The following is a 21,144-nucleotide window of genomic DNA, read 5'->3' as shown; positions in this document are numbered from 1 at the left end:
GGGGGGCGTGAAGGCCCCCCAGGAGTCCCCCTAGAGCCCAGTGTTCAGCAGGTGAACCCCGCAACCCTGATCCTACTTCAAGGCCTTGCCGAGCCTGGAGTCAACATCATCCCAGTTCACCAGGTTCCACCAGGCATCAACCCAGGCTGCCCTCTTGTTGCGGTACTTCAGGTAGTACGCGTGCTCCCAGACGTCAATGGTGAGCAAGGGTGTGACTCCCCACTGGGTGAGATCCTGGTGCTTCTCCGCCGTGAGGATGACCAGGTGGCCGAAGGAGGGGTTCCAGCAAAGCACTGCCCAGCCCGACCCCTCCACTGCCACGGCGGCGGCGGAGAACTCCTTCTTGAAGGCCTCGAAGCCTCCGAAGTCCTTGGTGATCTGCTCGGAGACGGCACCCGTGGGGGGACCCCCACAGCCAGGCCCAATGTTCTGCCAGAACAGCGAGTGGAGGATGTGACCGGATCCGTGAAAGGCGATCTCTCTCTCCCAGTGCTTGATGAGGGCCCAGTCCCCCTTTTCCCTAGCCTCTTGCAGCTTGGCTTCAGCGTTATTCAGTCCATCTACGTAGGCCTTGTGGTGAAGGTCGTGGTGAAGATGAAGGGTCTCTTCGTCGTAGTAGGGTTCCAGCGCGTCATATGCGTAAGGAAGGTCCGGCAGTGTCTTCACCGTGTTCCTATCTCCTTTCTTGACTCTCCCCGGACAGTATCACCCTGGATCCGCCCCGGTATGATGCTAATACTACGGCAAGACCGCGCATTCCTCCAGGCTTCACCAGGGCGCTTGTCAACATAATGCGACGGGCCAGGGGTTACCCTGCTCCCCCCATTCTCCCCTGGCGGGCCGGGTCATCCCTCTCTAATGCCAGCCAGGCCCCATTTGACAGGGCCTGGCTGGCAGGGGGACTCGATTATGGGGGCCTCTTAGCTGGACGCTACCTCCTGGATGGCCTCCTCCAGGATATCCAGGCCTTCCTCCAGCTGTTCATCGGTTATGGCCAGTGTGGCGAGGATCCTGATGACGTTTCCATGGGTGCCCGCCTTCAGGCATATGACACCCTTCTGCATGGCCTTCTTCAGGATGGCGCTGCACTGTTCCCCGGCGGGCTCCTTGGTGGCCCGGTCCTTCACCATCTCCACGCCTACCATGGCGCCAAGACCTCTCACTTCACCGACAAGCGCATAGCGGTCCATCATGCCGGTGAAGCGCTTCATCATGATCTGGCCCTGCTCTTGGGCCCTCTTGCACAGGTCCTGCTTCTCTATGATCTCCAGCACCTTGAGCCCGGCCACGCAACCCAGCGGGCTCCCGACGTACGTGCCTCCGATGGTGCTGTCTTCCGGTACGTTCATGATCTCCTTCCGGCCTACCACACCACTGATGGGCACCCCGGCGCCGATGGACTTGGCTATGGTGATCATGTCGGGCTCTATCCCAAAACGCTGGGACGCGAACATAGCGCCTGTCCTGGCAAAACCCGTCTGGACCTCATCAACCACAAGATAGATCCCGTGCTTCCTGCAGATCTCTTGGATTAGGGGGAGGTACTCTTTCGGAGGTACCACAAAACCGCCCTCTCCCTGGATGGGCTCGATGACAACGCACGCCACGTTGTCCGGGTCCACCATGGTCAGGAACGCCCGCTCCAGGCTCTTGGCACACTGCAGGCCGCAGGAGGGATAGGTAAGGCCGTGAAAGCAACGGTAGCAGTAGGCGTAGGGTACCCGGTAGACCTCTGGGGCAAAGGGCGGGAAGTGCTTCTTGTAAGGTTTTATCTTACTCGTCAGTGACATTGCCATCAGGGTCCTGCCATGGAAGGCGCCCTCAAAGGCTATGACAGCATGCCTGCCCGAGGCATACTTGGCGATCTTCACCGCATTCTCCACAGCCTCGGCACCGGAGTTGAAGAACACCGCTCGCTTCTCGAAATTGCCTGGCGCAACCTGGCACAGCCTCTCCGCCAGTTCCACCAGTGAAGCATAGGGCACAACGGTGAAGTCGGTGTGAATGAATGCCTCTACCTGTTCCTTCAGGGCATCAACCACCTCGCTGGGGCTATGGCCAACGTTCAGGGCCCCAATGCCTCCGGTGAAGTCAATGAATGTGTTGCCGTCAATGTCGTTAACAATGGCACCCTTGCCACTGGAGATGAACATTGGTGCGTGTGGATCCCATGCCCGGACAACACACCGCTTCATCCTGGCGAGCAGTTCCCTGGACTTGGGCCCTGGGATATCCGTCTTCACACCGGCAAATCTTCTCATGGAATACCCTCCTCGGCTTTGCCGCTATTGGTCACAATCGGTACCCGCAAGAGACATGCCAGGCGCGGGGAGCCTGTCTTGCCCCGGAAAACCCAGTAACCACAGGCAAAACGCAGGCACCCCTAACGGTAAAACCGCCGCCAGGGATGCCGTCTTTTCGGCATGTGCCGCAGTATCATCACATTCCCAGGCGTTTTATCTTGGATTGGAGTGTCTGGCGAGGCACTCCCAGGGCTCTGGCCGCCCTGGAGATGTTACCCTGGCATCTTCTGAGGGTTTCCTGCAAGATCCCCCTCTCCAACTCCCGGAGGGACTCGTGCAGGGGCTTTTTCGGGTTGTCCATTGCGCCGGCCGGTTTCATCGAGAACACCAGCAGCGGGGGCGGGAGGTCATGGATCTCGATGAACTCCCCGTCCATGATACTCATCGCACCCTCGATGGCGTGTTCCAGCTCCCGGACGTTGCCCGGCCAGGGGTAGCGCTGGAAGAGATCGAGGACCCCTGGGCGCACACCGCGCACCTGGAACTCGTGGGACTTATTGTACTTGGCCACAAAGTGGCCGACCAGGCTGGGGATATCATCCCGGCGCTCCCTAAGGGGCGCGATGCGCAGGGATATAACTGCTATCCTGTAGTAGAGGTCTTCGCGAAGGCTCTTCTTTCGCACCGCCTCCATGGGGTCCAGGTTGGTGGAGGCGATGACCCGTACATTGACCGGCCGGACATCAAGGTCTCCCACTCTCCTGACGTTCCCATCCTGGAGCACCCGGAGGATCTTAGGCTGGAGGTCCAGGGGCATTGAGTTAATCTCGTCCAGGAAGAGGGTCCCTCCATCGGCCAGCTCAAACAGGCCGCGACGGTCCTGGGCCCCGGTGAAGGAACCCTTGACCGTCCCGAAGAGGATGCTCTCAAGGAGAGTAGCAGGGATGGCAGAGCAGTTCTGAGCAACAAAAGGCGCACCCATGCGGGGGCCTGAGTTGTGGAGGGAGTGGGCGAACAGCTCCTTGCCTGTCCCCGTCTCCCCGTAGACTATCACCGGTGCGTCGCTCCGGGCCGCGCGAAGGGTGACCGACTTGAGCCTTTTCATTGCCGGGTTTACCGTAACGATGTCCTCCAGGCTGTAGGTGGCCCAGGATCCAGGAGACCTCTCACGGCCTGGCCCTCTGGGAGCCAGGCGGGATTGGAGATCAACGATCCTCTCTGACATCTCTACCACACGGGTGATGTCCCTGACGATCTCCATGGCCCCCACCACGCGTCCTTTGAATGTCAGGGGCACGCTGGAGTTAACTGTGGTGATCTTCCGCCCTTTGAAACTGGCGTAGGTCTGCTGGCGCTCAAGGATGGGTTTACCCGTGCGGAGCACGGTAAGAAGGGTGCTTGTCTCGTCATTGAGGGAAGGGAACACCTCAAGAAGGTGCTTCCCCACGACCTCCTCCGGCCTGAGACCCTCCATGCGCGCAGTGGCGCTATTGTAGAGCACAGTGTGGCCTTGAGCGTCCACCACATGGATCCCGTCGGCCACCATGTCAAGACCGTACTCCAGCAAGGCCTCCCACAGGCCAGGTTCTGCTTTTCCCCGCACACCCTCGCCCCCCCCTGCCGTGATTTCGGCATTAGCTTGTTCAACACTGGGGATGGCGATTCCTGCTAAGCCCCACTACCCCTATTCGCGGCTGTTGCCCTGGCAGGGCTTCAATGTTATAGTGGATCTAGCCTGTGCCTCAGCGAGGTGCGCTTTGAACGACAAGATAGGCTACCTGAGACGCACGCAGCGTAAAGCACTACTGCAACTGGCTTGGCCGGCTGTACTCGAAATGTTCTTACACACCTCAGTATGGACGCTGGACACCGTGATGGTGGGACGACTGGGCGCCGCTGCCCTGGGCGCTGTATCCCTGGGTGGCCAGTTCTACTGGACCATTCTGTTCATTGTAGCCTCCCTTGGGACCGGCACCATGATACTGGTATCACGCAGGGTAGGGGCAGGAGACCACGAAGATGCCCTCAGGATCGGGGGGATGGCTCTCACCCTCATGACCTTCACCTCTGTGGCAGTGGCCCTCGGCGTCTTCCTCCTGGCACCAGGTCTCTTCAAGGTCGCTGGCACCGAGCCTGACGTCGCCGCCCAGGGCACCGCCTACATGAGGATAGTGAGCATAGGAGCTGTGTTTGTGCTCCCGGCCATGGCTGGAACCGCCATCCTGAGGGGCTGGGGCGACACGCGGACACCCCTTTACATCGTGGGCGCCTCAAACGCCACCAATCTCCTGCTGGATTACGTCCTTATATTCGGTCACCTGGGGTTTCCCGCCATGGGAGTGCCAGGGGCCGCCATAGCCTCCCTGGCAGCCCATTTCCTTGCCTTCATCCTCGTAGGCTGGTATCTGTTCTTCCGGTGGAAGACCCCGGGCCTAAGCCTATCACACCTTAGAAACCCCAAGCCAGCCGTAGCCCGTTCCCTGGTGTCCCTGAGCATACCAACGGGCCTGGAATGGTTCCTGCTGGACGGCTCGCGAGCCGTCCAGAGCCTCATCATCGCCTCCCTGGGCACACACGCCCTGGCCGCCCACCAAGTGGCGGTCGTCGCCGAGTCCCTCTCCTTCATGCCTGGGTGGGGCATTGCCGTGGCCACCACCATCCTGGTAGGGCAGAACCTTGGAGCCGGCGAACCCGAGGCTGCCAGCGAGAGCGCCCGCCAGGGAACCCTGCTGGCGGTGGTGTCCATGGGCGCCTTCGCCGTGTGCTTCCTCTTGTTCCCCCGTTCCCTTGCCTCGGTCTTCACCAGTGACCCCACTGTCATCTCCCTGAGCGCCGCGTGTCTTATGGTGGCGGCGTTCTCACAGCCCTTCATTGCCGTGGCGGAGAACATGGCAGGAACCCTCCGCGGGGCCGGGGACACGAAGCCACCCCTTTACATTTCCGCCCTCACCTCATGGGGCATCCGGCTCCCCTTAACCGTAGTGTTCGTCAAGGTCCTCGCGCTCCCCATACCCTACGTGTGGGCCGGGACCGCCGTGGAATGGATGGCAAGGGCCGTGCTCCTGCTGTGGTTCTTCAGGAGAGGAGCCTGGAAACGTACAGTGATATGACGGGACGGGCTCTTCTCTCTCCGGAGTCGCCCCCTGGAGCCATGGCACCACGCCTGCCTTACCCGTAGCACACGGGACCCACGATCCTGGCCACCTTCCCCCCTTACAGCCAACACCCCCCCCCCAGCATACCGGTTGGCCCCACAACCCCACATGGACACCCCGGCGTGGCTAGAGGTATTGGACAAGCTTCGCCGAATTGCTGCAGGAAACGACAGTATCGCCGGAAGTGGGGAGGCCCTGCCATAACATGTCACGATCTGCGCCCGTCACGCTCATACTCGTTGCCCTCCTGGTGGCCGTGGGAGGCTACCACTATGGAACCCTTCAGGCTAGTGAAACAGCCCCGCCCCCGCCAGAGCCTGCGCCCCAGGAACCGGTAGTCTCTGAGGAACCCATGCCTGGAGGGCCTTTCCCGGTGCACCAGGCCCAGGTGGAGAGGGCAGCCCTGGGAAAGGGACTGGATGAGGAGGCCATGGCAGGCACCTGGCATCGCCTGGACTTCCTGGTGACTCCCATAGATGGGGCTCGGGTTTCTGACGCCGCCGGCCAGCTGCCTGGGGCACCCAGGACATACCGGAACGGGGTTCACCAGGGACTGGACTTCTACGGAGGCTACTGTGGCGTGGACGTGCAGGTGGGCACCCCGGCCCTGGCCGCCGGAGACGGGCTGGTCACCAGGGCAGACACGGGGTTTCGGGAAATGACCTGGGAACAACGGGAGCAGTACCTGAATGCGTCCATCATAGAAGGAGAGACGCCCGATGACATCCTCGACTCCCTCAACGGGCGGCAGGTGTGGATCCAGCACCGGGACGGGGTCGTTACCCGCTACAGCCACCTTGAGTCCATCGCTCCAGGCATTGAGACCGGGACCAGGGTCAAGTCCCGCGAGGTCATTGGCTTCGTGGGGAATTCTGGGACCAGTGACGGCGTGATGGGGACATCCGAAGGGGCGCACCTGCACTTTGAAGTAATCGTGAATGGACGAGTGTTCTTTGAGGGGATGAACCCGGAACAGGTGCGCAAGACCCTAGAAAGGCTGCTGGAAGTGGCCGGGCAGTAACCTGCCCGGCCACTTCACAAAGGGCTTTCTACTTCTCGCCTAGGTAGGCCTTCCTAACCCTCTCGTCCTTCACCAGGTCCTGCGCAGAGCCACTCAACGCCACCTTACCCACCTCCAGCACGTAGGCCCTGGAGGAGAGCTTCAGCGCCGCCCTGGCGTTCTGTTCCACGAGGAGGACTGTCACGCCCTGTTCGTTGATCTCCCGGATGGTGCGAAAGATGGCCTGGACCAGGATGGGTGCCAATCCTAGGGAAGGCTCGTCAAGGAGCAGGATCTTGGGGCTCCCCATGAGGGCGCGCCCGATGGCAAGCATCTGCTGCTCACCACCTGAGAGGGTTCCGGCAAGCTGGGTCCTCCGTTCCTTAAGCCTGGGAAACAGGTTGAAGACCCGCTCGCGGGAGACCTCTATGCCAGCCTTGTCCTTCTGGCGGGTGTAGGCGCCCAGGTTGAGGTTCTCATCCACGGTGAGAGTGGCAAAGACCTTGCGTCCTTCAGGGGCGTGCGATATTCCCCTGTTGACTATCTCATGAGCCGGCACACCGGATACCTTCTGCCCTCCAAAGGCTATGGAACCCTGGTGGGGTCTAAGAAGGCCTGATATGGCTCTCAAGGTTGTTGACTTGCCAGCCCCGTTGGCTCCAAGCAGGGAGATGATCTCTCCCTCGTTCACCTCAAGGGAGATACCTTTCAGAGCGTACACGTGCCCGTAGTAGATGTGAAGATCCTCCACTTTGAGAAGGCTCATTCCTCGTCCTCTTCCCTTCCGAGATAGGCCTCGATCACCCTGGGATCCGCCTGCACCTGGGCCGGGGTGCCCTCAGATATCTTGGCCCCGTTGTCCAGGACCACCACCTGGTCGGAGATGCCCATGACCACCGTCATGTCGTGCTCGATCAGGAGTATCGTAATGCCGGTGTCCCTAAGGCTTGATATGAACCTCATCATCTCGGCGCTCTCGTGTTCGTTCAGCCCTCCAGCGGGTTCGTCCAGGATCAGCAGCTTGGGACAGGAGGCTAGGGCACGAGCCACCTCCAGGCGCCGCTGGTCACCGTAGGGCAGGTTCTTGGCCAGTTCGCCCGCAAAGTGCAGGAGACCCACGCGCTCCAGCTGGCGCTCGGACTCCTCCAGGATACCGGCCTCCTCCGCCCGCTGCTTGGGCGTCCTGACGATGGCGTCCAGGAGACCTGTGGAGGCCCGGCAGTGCTGCCCGGACATGACGTTCTCCAGTACCGTAAGGTTGGGGAACAGCCGGATGGTCTGGAAGGTGCGAGCTACACCCTTCTCGGTTATCTGGTGGGGCCTCAGGCCGACGACGCTTTCACCGAAGAAGCGCAGGTCTCCGGAATCCGGGGCGTAGATGCCGGTAATCAGGTTGAACACGGTAGTCTTGCCAGCCCCGTTGGGTCCTATCAGGCCAAGGATCTCGCCCTCGGCCATGTTAAAGGTGACGTCGTCCACAGCTACCAGGCCGCCGAACCTCTTGGTCAGATTCTCCACTTCAAGAACGTTCATAGGGGTACCTGCCTTCACCAATTATTCTCCGGTCAAGAGGCACTGGGGGCGACCTCTTCGGGCTTAGTTTCCTTTGCGCCGCCTGCCTTGAACCACCGGGGGTTAGGCCACAGGCCCTGGGGCCTGAAGAGCATCATCGCGACCATGGCTGCCCCGAACACAAACATGCGCCACTGGATGAAGCCTCGGAAGAACTCTGGCAATACCGACATGCCGAAGGCTCCCACGATGACACCCGGAATAGAGCCGATGCCTCCCAGGATAATGATGCAGAACATCACCACGGACTCCCAGAACACGAAGCTCTCGGGGGCGATGATGGTCATCTTCCCGGCATACAGGTTGCCTGCAATTCCAGCCCCTGCCGCTCCTAGGACGATAGCCAGGAGCCTGGCCTTGTTGGTATCGATCCCCATGGCCTCAGCGGCCAGGTGGTCCTCTCTTATATAGAGCCAAGCCCGCCCAAGCCGGGAGTCCTCCAGGCGCTTGGAAATGAAGACGTACGCTACCACAAACACGAGGAACAGGTAGTAGTAGTGGATGGGCTGCCTGATGGCGAATCCCGCCAGGGCTGGCCTGGGGATCCCCAGGATACCGTTGGGGCCGCCGGTGAGCCCGAATAAGTCACTGTAAAGGGTGATACGAACGATCTCCCCGAACCCTATGGTAACGAGGCACAGGTAGTCGCCCCTGAGGTGGAGGATGGGCTTGGAGATGAGCGCCGCGAAACCCGCTGCCAGGAGTCCGGCCAAGGGCAGGAGCACCAGGGTAGGCACACCCATGCGGGTGGAGATAATGGCCGTGGAGTAGGCCCCCACCGCGTAGAACGCCGCATGGCCCAGGTTGAATATCCCTGCGTAACCAACGATGAGGTTGAGACTGAGCCCCAGCATTACGTAGATGAAGAAGAAATTGGCCACGTCCTGCCAGTACCGGTTGGTAAGATTGGGGTAGACTAAGACTGCGGCTAAGAGAAGTCCGTAAAGCACCTTGGGCGGGACGGCGGCATGAGGTCTCTTGGTCTTCATGTCCATCATACCTTCTCAGCCACCCTTTCGCCCAGGAGTCCAGTAGGCCGGAAGATTAACACCAGGATGAGGATGGTGAAAGCAATAGCGTCCTTCCACTGAGGGGAGACGTATCCAGCACCAAAGGCCTCAGCCACCCCCAGGAGGAGCCCTCCTATCATCGCACCTGGAATGTTCCCAATGCCTCCGAGGATTGCCGCGGTGAACGCACGGAGGCCGTACGCCCACCCCATGGTGAAGTTGATCTGGCGGTAGTACAGGCCAACCATAATGCCTGCCGAGGCACCGAGGGCAGGCCCAATGACAAATACGAGCCGGATGATGCTGTCGACGTTGATGCCCATTAACCTTGAGGTGTCATGGTCGAGGGCTATGGCCCGGATGGCCGTTCCCACCATGGTCTTCTGGACGAAGAAGTACAGAGTGAACATGAGAGATATCGCTATACCCAGGATGATCAGTCGCATCAACGTGATTTCAACGCCTAGTATCTCCCATGCCATGGTGGGTATGATCCCCTCCGGGTACACCTTGTAGCGAGTGCCGTAGGTGAGCATCACAGCGTTCTGCATGAATATGGAGACACCCAGGGCCGACACCACGGCGGGGAGCCTGCCAGCGTGCCTCAGGGGCTTGTACGCTATCCGTTCGATGGCCACTCCGGTGAAACCCACCAGGCCCATGGAAAGGATGAACACTACCACTATCGCCAGGAAGAGGTTGGGAATAACATTGACCAGGCCTACTGAGGCGATGAAGGAGAAAGCCAGGTAGGAGCCGAGCATGAACAGCTCTCCGTGGGCGAAGTTGATGAGCCTCAGTATCCCGTAGATCATGGTGTAGCCCAGTGCCACCAGAGCGTAAACTGAGCCGATGGTCAGGCCGTTGATGACCTGCTGCAGCAAGAACTCCATGAGGTCCAACCTTTCTGGTGTTTGGGTTTAGAAGGATGAGAGAGGGAGAGGGCTTGTGTCCCTCTCCCTCAAGGTTCTTGTTACTCGTAGGCCACGAACTGGCCGTTAGCGTCTATCCGGTAGAACAGGTGGATGCTTCCCAGGCGGTCACCCTTCTCGTCGTAGTTGATGGGCCCGGTGATCCCTGGGAAATCCTTGAGATCGTTGCGCAGGTAAGCCGCTATCTTCTCGGGGTCAATAGACTCTGTCTTGGTAATTGCCTCCGCGATGATGCGGAAGGCATCGGCGGCCATCACTGTGTAGACGCTGGTTGGATCCTCCTTGTACTTGTCTTTGAAGTCCTGGATGAACTTGGCAGCTTCAGGATACTCCAGGTCATGGGGGAGTGGAGCCGTGCTGATCATGGCGCCCTCGGCGGCCTCAAGCCCTGCGATCTGCACGAACTCGGGGTTATTGCAGGCGTCGCCTCCCATGAACACGGCGTCGATCCCAAGGTCCTTGGCCTGCTTGGCCAGGAGACCGCCCTCCGGGAAGTACCCGCTGAAGTAGATGGCCTCAGGGTTGGTCGCCTTGACGCTGGTCAGGGTCGGTGTGAAGTCCTTCTCGCCTGGGGTGATGGCGTCGAAGAACACTACCTCGCCTCCGCGCTCCTCGAAGTAGAGCTTGGTCCAGTCAGCCAGGCCCTTGGCATATGTGGTGTTGTCGTGGAGCAGGGCCAGCTTCGAAAACTTCAGTTCATTCCTGAGGAACTCAGAGACGAACAGGGCTTGCCTATCATCCAGGAAGCAGGTGCGGAAGAACCTTGGATATCCCTTCTCGGTGAGGCGGGTCGCGGTGGAGGAAGGCGTGATATGGACAATGCCCGCCTCATCATAGATGGCTGATGCGGGCTCGGTGCAGCTGGAGCTGTACGACCCGATGACGGCGGTGACGCCCTCAGCCACCATCTTCTGGGCCACCAGCGCCGACTCCTTCGGGTCTCCCTTGTCATCGCCAGGGATAACCACGATCTCGCGGCCCAAGAGGCCACCGGCGGCATTCAGCTGCTCTGCCAGCAAGGAAACGGCGTCCACGAAGCCCTCACCCTCGTATGCCCACTGGCCGGAAATCGGGCCTTGGACACCGATCTTGATGGGTTCCAAAGTCTCCGCGGGCTCCTCCTCTTCGGCTGGGGCAGCCTGCTGACCGCAACCGGCAAGCGCCACAACCAACAACGCCACACAAAGCCACACTACAAACCTTTTCAATGCGGTTCCCCCTCCTTAGGCTCTTGTGAGTAACAAAGCCATCCGGTGCTCTTCTCTAGTAAGATCATCAACACACTGATCCCGGAACTACCACCTCCCCCGTGGGAATGCGGTGTCGAGAATGTTGCGCTCTCAGGCACCGCGTTTTATCTAATGTGCTCTTGTACTATTCTATGGATTTTTGACAATTCCTCCTGCTGGATCCCTACTTCATCAGTTGAGGGCAAGAATAGTGTATCTTGTATAAACCGGTGTATGTCCTCTCTGGAGGAAGGGAAGGGTCAATCTGCCTACGTGACACTGGCGTTTTCCCGGGAGGTACTGTCCGAGGGCTTCTGCCATTCCAGGTACTCAAGTAAGAGATGCCGGCAGCCAGTCGGCCGGTTCCCACCAATCCCCATGAGGTCTCTTTGGGGGTTCTATTCACGAACCCGCTCTTCCGGTCGCGGGTCACCAATATGTCCACCAGCACAAACGGCACTTTCCCAGAAGTCCACTTATGCTGGCCTAACCTGATAGCCATCAATCATGGTAATGATCGGTTCTCGAGGTCAAATGCTGCGTGGAGCGAGTTGCCTCCATAAAGGAGTAATGCCGCCATTCTCCCCTAGGCGAGAAAGATAGTGGAAGGACGGGCCGGCTGACTTTCGTAGGTGACTATCCAGGCAAGGACATGTGCATCAAGACCGATCCAGAACCCCTTCGTCAAGACAACCCTGCGACTCCTTGAGACCACTGCCTCCAGGCACTTCTTGTCACCTGGGGGAATGCCAACTACACTGGCCCACCTTGTGCCGTGGCAGCTCGCACACGCAGATCCACATTCCTCTTAATGGCAATCTTGTTCAGGACGGTTTTCCTCTGGGCAGGGCCTGTAGTTTATGCTATACAAGACTTACCTACAGTCTTACACATCGAAGGTGGTGGCACCTGAACTCTTTGCCCATTTGCTCTCAGCCTGCATATGAGACCCAATTGTCGCTTATTTATGACCTAACTTGATAGCCACATCTTCCTCTTTAGCAAGCACTGCGCGACTTACCGGTTCAGGTTAGGCTTCCGGACAATTCCTCCCGCCAGATTAGGCACCGGTCGCCGCATGTTGCGTTTCTCTAACCGGGCGGACCTCCCGCCCCACGATGGGAGCCAGCGCCCTGATCTCCCCCATGAGAACATCGAGGGCGGGAAAATCCAGGGACTGTGGCCCGTCACACTTAGCCCTGGAGGGATCAGGATGTATCTCCACCATTACCCCGTCGGCGCCCGCAGCTATCGCCGCCCGGGACATGGGTCCAACCATGGATGCCACCCCGGTACCGTGGCTTGGATCGACGATGACCGGTAGGTGGGAATTGGCCTTGACCTGAAGCACTGCGCTAAGGTCTAGGGTGTTCCTGGTGCCGTTCTCGTAGGTGCGGATACCCCTTTCGCACAAGATCACCCCGGGATTGCCCGCGGACATGATGTACTCCGCTGCCATCAGCCATTCCTCCACAGTTGCCGCGATGCCCCTCTTCAGGATGACCGGTTTGTCCTGAATGCCAACCTCCCTGAGGAGGGCGAAGTTTTGCATGTTCCTAGCGCCAACTTGAAGCACGTCAACGTAGCGATGTACCATTTCCACGTCCCGGGTGTCCATGACCTCGCTCACTACAGGGAGACCCACACTGTTGCCTGCCTCTGACAGGAGGCGGAGTCCCTCCTCCCCTAGGCCCTGGTAGGCGTAGGGTGATGTTCTAGGCTTGAAGGCCCCCCCCCTCAAGGCATGGCAGCCAGCGCTCCGGGCGGCCCGGGCGGTCGCCGTCACCTGCTCCTCGTCCTCAACGACGCAAGGGCCCGCAATCACCACCACGCCAGGCCCGCCTACCTCAGACCGCCCCACCCTTATCTTGGAGTCCTCCCTGTATAGCTCCCTGCTTACTAGCTTGTAGGGCTTGAGTATGGGAACTATTCTCTCCACCCCTGGAAGGTTGAGGATGGATTCCCTTCCCACCACGCTGGAGTCACCCACTGCCCCGATCACCGTTCTCTCCTGCCCGTAGATGGGATGGGTCTGGTAACCCATTTCCACAAGACGCCCCTCCACAGCCTTGATTTCTTCTCGGCCCGCACCCATCTTCATGACGATGATCATCTCCCGTCGACACCTCCCTGGAGAATCCGAAAACCCCGCCCTCCAAGGGACGGGGCCTTCACCCCGCGGTACCACCCTAATTGACACGCTGGTCCGCTCCAAACCTAGGTACGGGAGAGGTCTCTCCGATACCCGCCCCCTTGTAACGGCGGGGGCCCCGGCCTCACCTAATCGGGCACGCCCTTTCAGCTGGCTCCTCAGGGGAGAACTTCGGTGCCGCGGATCACCGCTGGCTTTCACCGTCCCAGCTCGCTGGTGGCTACCTAGGGCCCTACTTTTCCCCTTCAACGGATTGGACTTGGATTTGAGCATAACCATACCACATGAGGGATCCGAGGTCAAGAACGAGATTCCCCGCACCCTGCCAAATCGTGGCGACCCCGCCCGGCAACGACCAGGGTTTGCCAGGCCCAGGCAAACCCCTGGGCTAGCAAAGGGCGAACCCTGGCAAGTCCCCCACCTATACATGGGATGAAGAAGCCTCATCAACCGCCGCTCTCAGCTGGCTCACGAACCGGGCCACAGGCCTTACGCTGTCCCTTCCATAGCGCTCTACCTGCCGGACGATGGCGCTCCCCACAACCACCCCGTCGGCCACCTGGGCATACCTGCGCGCCCCGGACGGCTCTCCCACGCCGAACCCAAGCACCAGCGGGATGTCGCTGAAATGCCTCACCCTGGCCACCAGGGACCTGGCAGTGTCCAGGTGGCCCCTGGTACCGCTGGTTCCGAGGACAGATACACAGTAGACGAAGCTGGTCGCCCGGTCCACCGCCAACCTCAGGCGGGCATCAGGGCTGTTTGGGGCCAGCATAGGAATGATCTCCATGGACGACGCCTGGACGTGGTCATCCAGAACAGGCCATTCCTCAACGGGAAGATCTGGGATTATGAGCCCGTCGACACCATAAGTACCTGCTTCCTGGACGAACCTGGAGACCCCATAGGCAAAAATGGGGTTGGCGTAGGTCATCAGGACCAGGGGCACCTCCACATCCCTCCGGATGTCCCTCACAAGACCAAGCACCCGAGAAATGGTGGCCCCCGCGCCAATAGCCCGGTTTGACGCACGCTGTATGACGGGTCCATCCGCCAGGGGATCCGAGAAGGGAACCCCGAGCTCGATGATGTCCGCGCCAGCCTCCGCCATGACCCTTACCAGCCGCCCTGTGGTCATGAGATCTGGATCGCCAGCGCACACGTAGCAGATTAGCGCCTTGCGTCCTCCCGGGCGAAGGCCGGACAAGGCACGACTGATGGCCGTCTCTTTGCTTGCAGTCTTCCTCTTCATATCTATCCCTCCAGCACCTGGTCGTGGCCTGACACCAGATCCATGTCCTTGTCCCCCCGGCCTGAGAGGCAGGCGATGACACTGGTTCCCGGGGGACACACCAGGGCAAGGTCCTCCAGGAAGGCCAGGGCATGAGCGCTTTCCAGCGCGGGAATGATCCCCTCCAAGCGTGCCAGCTTGTGGAAGGCCGCCAGGGCTCTGGTATCCGTGATGGCACGGTACTCCACCCTGTGGGCATCCTTGAGGTAGGAGTGTTCCGGACCCACACCAGGATAGTCTAGCCCAGCCGAAATGGAGTGGGCCGTCAAGACCTGTCCATCCTTGTCCTGCAAGAGGTAGCTAAAGGTACCATGCAGGATCCCTGGTCGTCCCAAGGACAGCGTTGCCGCGTGCATGGAGGTTGTAAGACCGTAGCCACCAGCCTCTACCCCTACCATCTTCACAGGGTCTCCCAGGAAGGGATGGAACAGCCCAATAGCGTTACTGCCACCGCCAACCGAGGCCACCAGGTAGCCGGGGAGGCAGCCACGAAGGGCCAGGAACTGTTCCCGGGCTTCGCGGCCGATGACGGACTGGAAGTCCCTGACCATCATGGGGTAGGGATGGGGGCCCACAACGGACCCTATGACGTAGTGAGTGTCGTTGACACTGCTAACCCAGTCCCTGATGGCCTCGTTTACAGCCTCCTTCAGGGTTTTCGTGCCCGTCTTCACAGGGATCACCTCGGCCCCCAGCACCCTCATGCGGAGCACATTTACGGCCTGCCTGCGCATGTCCTCTTCCCCCATGTATACCTGGCACTGTAGACCCAGGAGGGCTGCCACTGTTGAGGTAGCCACACCGTGCTGCCCGGCTCCGGTCTCCGCTATGACCCGCTTCTTGCCCATCCGCCTGGCCAGGAGGCACTGTCCCAGCGCGTTATTGATCTTGTGGGCTCCCGTGTGGTTCAGGTCCTCACGTTTGAGGTAGACCTGGAGGGCTGGCAGTGACTCGCTAAGACTAGGGGCGAAGTAGAGGGGCGTGGGCCTACCCGCATAGTCCCTCAAGCAGGCCTCCAACTCCAAGGCAAACGACGGGTCTATGGAATAGGTGTTATAGGCCTCTTCAAGTTCCATCAACGCGGGCATCAAGGCTTCGGGAACGAACCGGCCCCCGTAGGCACCGAAGTAACCTGATGCATCAGGCAGGGTGACATTGTTCATAGGTTTGCGGCAAAAGCCCTAGAAGGGCTCTATGCCTTCTCTCCCTTCCTGGTACTGTCATGGCTTTGGCGTGGGTGGCACTGGGCCCGGACCACACTGTCGGCGGGCAAGTCCTCTGGGGAGCCAGTCTCCATTTCTGCCTCCCTCACCGCCCGGATGAAGTCGAGGATCAGATCGGCGGCCTTGACCCCGTTACGTTCCACTCCAGAACTGACGTCCACCCCGTAGGGGCGAACGGCCCTGATCACCGGCGGGACGTTGCCGGAGTCCAGGCCCCCCGCTACGATGATGGGACTGCCTGTACCCAGTCTGCCTAGAAGATCCAGGTCAATCATGGTGCCTGTGCCTCCCACTCTTCCCGGGACATACGAGTCTAAGAGGAACGCATCCACGTCATACGAGGCCATCCTCTTCAGGCTCTCTGTGTTCCTGACCCTGAGAGCCTTTATCACGGGAAGCCTCCTGTCTCTGAGGTATTCACACTGCGCGGGGCTTTCCGAACCGTGAAGTTGCAGGTGAGTGAGGCACACCTCGCCGGCCACCTCCAGGACGTAGTCAGGTCTCATATCCACAAACACCCCAACCCTGTACAGGCCACCGGGAAGGCCCAGGGAGATCCGCTTGGCCTCGGCTACACTGACCCTCCGGCGGCTCTTGGCAAACACGAAACCAATGGCATCGGCACCGCCCCTTGCGCAGGCCAGGGCTGCCTCCAGGGAGGTAATACCGCAGATCTTTACAAAGGTGCCCATCAGAAGCCATCCTCCTCGCCCCTGAACTCCCGGATCTTGGCCTGGACCCCACCAGGCCCGGACTTCACCAGAGCCTCCCCCACCAGCACACCCCTGGCCCCAGCCCGGCATACCCTGACCACGTCCTCCCGTGCCCAGATACCGCTTTCACTCACCACGAACCGATCGGGGGGTATGACGGGTAACACCGCCTCAGTAACCCCTATGTCTGTATGGAAGGTCACAAGGTCCCGGTTATTGATCCCGATGATCCTAGCTCCGGCATTCACTGCGATATGGGCCTCCTCCCGGTCATGAACCTCAACCAAGGCCTCAAGCCCAATGCTCTCACAAAGACCGAGGAACTCTTTCAACCCCTTTTCCCGCAAGCACTTGACGATAAGCAACACGGCATCAGCGCCTATGGCACGGGATTCTAAGACCTGGTAAGGGTGGATGATGAAGTCTTTCCTCATGACCGGCAGGGATATCCCTCCCTTCACCAATCGGAGGTCGGACTGGGTGCCTAGGAAGAAATCCTCTTCCGTCACCACTGACACAGCGTTCACCCCCGCCCTCTCGTAGGCCAGGGCCATCCCCAGGGGGTCCGGGTCTAGCATGAGAACCCCTCTCGAAGGTGAGGCCCTCTTGACCTCGGCAATGATGGCCATAGGGGACGCCTCAAGGGAGCCCAAGAAGCGCCGGGGAACAGGGGCCGCCAGTGCCATCTCTTCCATCCTTGCCCAGGGGATACCTCTCATGGCCTCTTCCACCCGTTTCAGTTTCCGCCGGGTGATCCTTTCCAGTATTCCCGTGCCGCTCACCGGACCACCTCCTGGGAGAACCGCCTCATGGCAAGAAGCGTATCCAGGGCCGCACCAGTGACGATGGCCCTTTCCCCCAGGGCGATGCCTTCCCTGAGGTCACCGGCTGCGCCACCAACCACAAGCCCGGCGGCAGCATTCAGGAGCACCCAATCCCTGGCAGGCAATGGGTCTCCCATCAGGATAGACATGAGGGCCTCGGCGTTGGCCTTGGCGTCTTTACCCGCCACGGAATCCCTCGAAGCCTGAAGCCCCAGTTCCCGCGGGTCGATAAGGTAGGTTTTCATGCGGCCATCCTTGATCTCGGACACCTGGGTCGGCGCGGCGGCGGAGATCTCGTCCAGGCCGTCCAGGCTATGAACAACCATGGCATGGGTGGTCCCCAGCGCCGCCAGGGCCTCCGCTACACGTCCGGTGAGATCCTGCGCGTAGACCCCCACGACTTGGGCCTTCACCCCGGAGGGGTTGCACAGGGGTCCCAGGAGATTGAACACAGTGCGCAGGCCCAATTCCGTCCTGGGCCCTGAGACGTACCTCATAGCCCTGTGATAGACTGGAGCGAACAGGAACGTCATGCCCGTCTCTTCCAGGCATCTTCCGGCCGTTTCAGGCTCCATTGTTATGTCAATGCCCAGTTCCTCCAGTACATCCGCACTTCCACACCGGCTGGAAAATGAGCGGTTGCCATGCTTGACAACGGGCACCCCCGCGCCGGCCACCACAAAAGCGCTGGCCGTCGATAGGTTGAGGGTTTGGGCGCCATCCCCTCCCGTGCCGCACACGTCCACGGCGCCAGCGCCCCATCCTACGGGGATGGCCTTGGCACGGATCGCCCGGGCAAAACCCAGGATTTCCCCCATTGTCTCGCCCTTCATCCTTGAGGCAACAAGGAACGCCCCTACCTGGGCGGGCGTGGCGACGCCTTCCATGATCTCCATCATAGCCGCCTCGGCTTCCCCTGGACCCAGGTCCTCGGAAGCCGCCATCTTCGCTATGGCATCCTTGAGCATCACTTGGGTCCTCCCGCGCTAGGCCGCTTCCTCTGGGAAAGGAAGTTAGACAGGATTTGCCTGCCGTGTTCAGTCAAGATGGATTCCGGGTGAAACTGGACCCCCTCCACAGGGCGGGTCTTGTGCCTGATCCCCATGACCGTACCCTCCGCCGTCCAGGCGGAAACCTTCAAGCCCTGTGGAAGCGGCGTCTTCACCTCCAAGGAGTGGTATCTCGTGGCTGAGAATGGGCTGGGAACCCCTCTATAGAGAGGGCCCCCATGGTGGAAGACCTGGGAGGTCTTTCCATGGACCGGAACAGGGGAGCGCCCGACGGTGCCCCCAAGGCCCACTGCGATGGCCTGGTGCCCCAGGCAGACCCCAAGGATGGGGATGCCTTCACGGGCAAGCGCTCGTATGATCTCCAGGCTCACCCCGGCTTCCTCGGGCCCCTTGGGCCCGGGGGAGATAACGATGTGTGTGGGTCCAAGATGGACGATTCCCTCAAGAGTTATCTGGTCGTTCCGGAATACCAGCGGGTCCGCCCCAAGTTCCCCGAGGAGCTGCACAAGGTTAAATGTGAAGGAATCGTAGTTGTCGACTATCAATACCCTTGGCACTGGCTCTCGACCTCCTCCGCACCCTCCAGCGCAGAAAACAGGGCCTCTGCCTTCTGCATGCACTCGGCGTACTCCCGTTCCGGGTCTGAGTCGTAGACTATCCCCGCGCCTGCCTGGATGTGCACCCTTCCCCTGTGCATGAGAGCGGTGCGTATGGTGATGCACGTGTCCATGTTCCCTGAGAAGCCCAAATACCCGACGGCGCCACCGTAAGGGCCCCTCCTGCAAGTCTCCAGTTCGTCAATGATCTCCATGGCCCTGACCTTAGGCGCTCCCGACAGGGTCCCCGCGGGGAAACAGGCCAGCAAGGCATCGATGGCATCCATCCCGGGCCTGAGAACGCCTGTCACCTCGGACACCAGGTGCATCACGTGAGAGAATCGCTCCACCTCCATGAACCTGGGAACCCTCACCGAGCCGTACCGGCACACCCTTCCCAGGTCATTCCTGCCCAGGTCCACCAGCATGACGTGCTCCGCCCTCTCTTTTTCGTCGTCTTGGAGCTCCTGAGCCAACCGGGCATCCTCATCGATGCAATCACCCCGCCTCCGGGTCCCAGCTATGGGCATGGTCTTCACCGCATCCCCTTCAACCCTTACCAGCATCTCTGGGGATGCACCCGCCATCTGCGTCTCCCCGAAGTTCATGTAGAACATGTACGGGGATGGGTTCACGGCCCTGAGGCTCCTGTAGATGGATAGGGGATGAACGGACAACCGGGCTTCCGCCCGCTGGGAAAGCACCACCTGGAAGATATCCCCGGACCGGATGTACTCCTTGGCAAGGTTGACAGTACTCACGTAGGCCTCCCTCGAGGTGTTGAACCTGAGGCTTGCCCTCATACACGCTGCTCTTGACTCAGGGCCAAGGGCAGGGGGTCTTTGTCCCAGAATAGCCACGGTGTCCTCCATCTCAGTCACCGCTTCCCGGAATGGGTTAGCGGAACCCTTGGAAGGGATGTTGATCACGATCTTTCCCCTGCGCGTCACGTGATCGAAGACTACAATCTTCCTACAGGCCATGAGCCAGGACTCAGGAAGGCCTAGGTCGTCAACGGGACCACCCGGCAGTCTCTCTATGTAACGGACCAGATCATAGGAGAGGTAACCTACCAGCCCCCCGGAGAACCTGGGAATACTAGGCACACCGGGCATCCTCAGGTCCTCCAATAAGTCCCGGAGCACCTGCCAGGGGCTTCCTTCCAGTGTACGCTCGTTCCGTGTGGAACCGTTCAATTCTGTGACACTCGTGTGACCCTCATTGAACTTGACCATGAGGAACGGGTCGACCCCCACGAAGGAATAGCGGGCTACGTGCTCTCCTCCCTCGACACTCTCAAGCAGGTACCCCTCCCTGCCTGCCGAGAGCTTGAGATACGCAGAAATGGGTGTCTCCGTGTCCAAGATGACGTCGGTGTAAGCGCTCACGATACGTGATCCCTCCGGCACTGCCTGTCTCACTTGGCCCTGGTCTAGGTGCATGAATTCTCGCCTCCTGGGGAAAAAGGTAACTCCCGTCCTGGGACGGGAGTCAGACCGTGGTGCCACCCAAGTTCCGCCTCTGGCATCACCGCGGGCAACAAAAAAACCCTCGCCCATCGGGACGAAAGGTTACTTTCGTGGTGCCACCCAGGTTCCGCACAAAGACGGCTCTCTTTTCCTGGTACGGTGAAGGGCGGAAGCCCCTCACGATACCGGCCCCCTGTAACGGTGGGGATCCGGCAACCCCTACTTAGGCACTGTTCGGGTTTGCGGCTCGTGAGCCCATTCAGGCGGGTCAGTCAGACCGGCTCGCACCCTTCCCGGCTCTCTGGACTGCTGATTGTTCGCCCTACTACTCCCATTCATCGCCCTAGGTTATCCTGTTGTTGAAGACAACGTTAGCACAAGGTGAACCCCCTAGTCAAGGGGGGATTGGTGCCGGCTGTGCTATGGTCAGCCCATGACCGGCCTAGTAAAAAAAAAGAGATACCCCTGCGTTCAAGCCAATGGGGGCCTTGTTCAATGCACTCATAACAACAGGGAGACCCATGCGCCACCTCGCACCCCCTGTGTTGCATCAAGCAAAAAGGTACTTGAAAGAGGAGACGTTGCATCAGGTAGAAAGGTAGGTTTTCTTTGTCTTTGAGCCCTGTCTTTCCTTGTGTTGAAGGACCATGACAGGCTGAAAGTAGTTGGTGTAAAGCCTAAGCACGTCGTTGATGCGATTGAGGACAACCATCTGTTCTTCAGCA

Annotated in this window: 18 protein-coding genes and 1 other annotated feature; of the genes, 2 read left to right on the top strand and 16 right to left on the bottom strand. The window is 60.0% G+C overall.

The window, feature by feature from the left end:
- Nucleotides 1-72 precede the first annotated feature (72 nt).
- The 3 genes from AB1576_01230 to AB1576_01220 all read right to left on the bottom strand — a co-directional run bounded on the left by AB1576_01230 (nucleotide 73) and on the right by AB1576_01220 (nucleotide 3,846).
- A complete protein-coding gene (locus AB1576_01230; protein MEW6080421.1) occupies nucleotides 73-666 on the bottom strand; it encodes a superoxide dismutase in 594 nt (197 codons plus the stop codon).
- A 254-nt stretch (nucleotides 667-920) separates the two neighbouring features.
- Nucleotides 921-2,261 (bottom strand): 4-aminobutyrate--2-oxoglutarate transaminase, encoded by a 1,341-nt coding sequence (gabT, locus tag AB1576_01225; GenBank protein ID MEW6080420.1) that lies wholly within the window; start codon nucleotides 2,259-2,261, stop codon nucleotides 921-923.
- A 178-nt stretch (nucleotides 2,262-2,439) separates the two neighbouring features.
- Nucleotides 2,440-3,846: a sigma 54-interacting transcriptional regulator gene (locus AB1576_01220; GenBank protein ID MEW6080419.1), complete on the bottom strand. Its 1,407-nt coding sequence runs from the start codon at nucleotides 3,844-3,846 to the stop codon at nucleotides 2,440-2,442.
- A gap of 154 nt (nucleotides 3,847-4,000) precedes the next feature.
- On the opposite strand from AB1576_01220, the gene AB1576_01215 reads away from it, so the two are divergent.
- Nucleotides 4,001-5,353: an MATE family efflux transporter gene (locus AB1576_01215; protein MEW6080418.1), complete on the top strand. Its 1,353-nt coding sequence runs from the start codon at nucleotides 4,001-4,003 to the stop codon at nucleotides 5,351-5,353.
- Nucleotides 5,354-5,603: 250 nt separating this feature from the next.
- On the top strand, nucleotides 5,604-6,419 hold the full coding sequence (locus tag AB1576_01210; protein MEW6080417.1) for a M23 family metallopeptidase: 816 nt from the start codon (nucleotides 5,604-5,606) through the stop codon (nucleotides 6,417-6,419).
- A 28-nt stretch (nucleotides 6,420-6,447) separates the two neighbouring features.
- On the opposite strand, the gene AB1576_01205 is transcribed toward AB1576_01210, so the two are convergent.
- The 13 genes from AB1576_01205 to trpE form a co-directional block, all read right to left on the bottom strand.
- The gene (locus tag AB1576_01205; protein MEW6080416.1) at nucleotides 6,448-7,164 is read right to left on the bottom strand and encodes an ABC transporter ATP-binding protein; all 717 of its coding nucleotides are present in this window, start codon (nucleotides 7,162-7,164) and stop codon (nucleotides 6,448-6,450) included.
- Nucleotides 7,161-7,931 carry an ABC transporter ATP-binding protein gene (locus tag AB1576_01200; GenBank protein MEW6080415.1) on the bottom strand — a complete coding sequence of 257 codons (771 nt, stop codon included), beginning with the start codon at nucleotides 7,929-7,931 and terminating at the stop codon, nucleotides 7,161-7,163. Before AB1576_01200 ends, AB1576_01205 begins: the two co-directional genes overlap by 4 nt.
- A gap of 32 nt (nucleotides 7,932-7,963) precedes the next feature.
- On the bottom strand, nucleotides 7,964-8,959 hold the full coding sequence (locus tag AB1576_01195) for a branched-chain amino acid ABC transporter permease (protein ID MEW6080414.1): 996 nt from the start codon (nucleotides 8,957-8,959) through the stop codon (nucleotides 7,964-7,966).
- Nucleotides 8,960-8,964: 5 nt separating this feature from the next.
- Complete coding sequence (locus tag AB1576_01190; protein MEW6080413.1) at nucleotides 8,965-9,873, bottom strand: branched-chain amino acid ABC transporter permease; 909 nt, start codon at nucleotides 9,871-9,873, stop codon at nucleotides 8,965-8,967.
- 80 nt (nucleotides 9,874-9,953) lie between these two features.
- Nucleotides 9,954-11,120, bottom strand: a complete 1,167-nt coding sequence (locus AB1576_01185) for a branched-chain amino acid ABC transporter substrate-binding protein (GenBank protein ID MEW6080412.1) — start codon at nucleotides 11,118-11,120, stop codon at nucleotides 9,954-9,956.
- Nucleotides 11,121-12,201: 1,081 nt separating this feature from the next.
- The gene (gene aroF / locus AB1576_01180; GenBank protein MEW6080411.1) at nucleotides 12,202-13,254 is read right to left on the bottom strand and encodes a 3-deoxy-7-phosphoheptulonate synthase; all 1,053 of its coding nucleotides are present in this window, start codon (nucleotides 13,252-13,254) and stop codon (nucleotides 12,202-12,204) included.
- Nucleotides 13,255-13,714: 460 nt separating this feature from the next.
- Nucleotides 13,715-14,545 carry a tryptophan synthase subunit alpha gene (gene trpA, locus AB1576_01175; GenBank protein ID MEW6080410.1) on the bottom strand — a complete coding sequence of 277 codons (831 nt, stop codon included), beginning with the start codon at nucleotides 14,543-14,545 and terminating at the stop codon, nucleotides 13,715-13,717.
- 2 nt (nucleotides 14,546-14,547) lie between these two features.
- A complete protein-coding gene (gene trpB, locus AB1576_01170) occupies nucleotides 14,548-15,747 on the bottom strand; it encodes a tryptophan synthase subunit beta (protein ID MEW6080409.1) in 1,200 nt (399 codons plus the stop codon).
- A gap of 29 nt (nucleotides 15,748-15,776) precedes the next feature.
- Nucleotides 15,777-16,499: a phosphoribosylanthranilate isomerase gene (locus AB1576_01165; protein MEW6080408.1), complete on the bottom strand. Its 723-nt coding sequence runs from the start codon at nucleotides 16,497-16,499 to the stop codon at nucleotides 15,777-15,779.
- Nucleotides 16,499-17,302 carry an indole-3-glycerol phosphate synthase TrpC gene (gene trpC, locus AB1576_01160; protein ID MEW6080407.1) on the bottom strand — a complete coding sequence of 268 codons (804 nt, stop codon included), beginning with the start codon at nucleotides 17,300-17,302 and terminating at the stop codon, nucleotides 16,499-16,501. Before trpC ends, AB1576_01165 begins: the two co-directional genes overlap by 1 nt.
- On the bottom strand, nucleotides 17,299-18,312 hold the full coding sequence (gene trpD / locus AB1576_01155; GenBank protein MEW6080406.1) for an anthranilate phosphoribosyltransferase: 1,014 nt from the start codon (nucleotides 18,310-18,312) through the stop codon (nucleotides 17,299-17,301). Before trpD ends, trpC begins: the two co-directional genes overlap by 4 nt.
- Entirely contained in the window at nucleotides 18,312-18,911 is a 600-nt protein-coding gene (locus AB1576_01150) for an aminodeoxychorismate/anthranilate synthase component II (protein MEW6080405.1), read from the bottom strand. The genes trpD and AB1576_01150 overlap by 1 nt, the downstream gene beginning before the upstream one ends.
- On the bottom strand, nucleotides 18,896-20,392 hold the full coding sequence (trpE, locus tag AB1576_01145) for an anthranilate synthase component I (GenBank protein MEW6080404.1): 1,497 nt from the start codon (nucleotides 20,390-20,392) through the stop codon (nucleotides 18,896-18,898). Before trpE ends, AB1576_01150 begins: the two co-directional genes overlap by 16 nt.
- Before the next feature lie 114 nt (nucleotides 20,393-20,506).
- Nucleotides 20,507-20,767 (bottom strand) — a binding site (T-box leader).
- Nucleotides 20,768-21,144 lie beyond the last annotated feature (377 nt).

The sequence above is a fragment of the Bacillota bacterium genome, from assembly GCA_040754315.1.
Taxonomy (GTDB): Bacteria; Bacillota; Sulfobacillia; order DUSP01; family JBFMCS01; genus JBFMCS01.
This window is presented reverse-complemented; position numbering and strand designations above follow the sequence as displayed.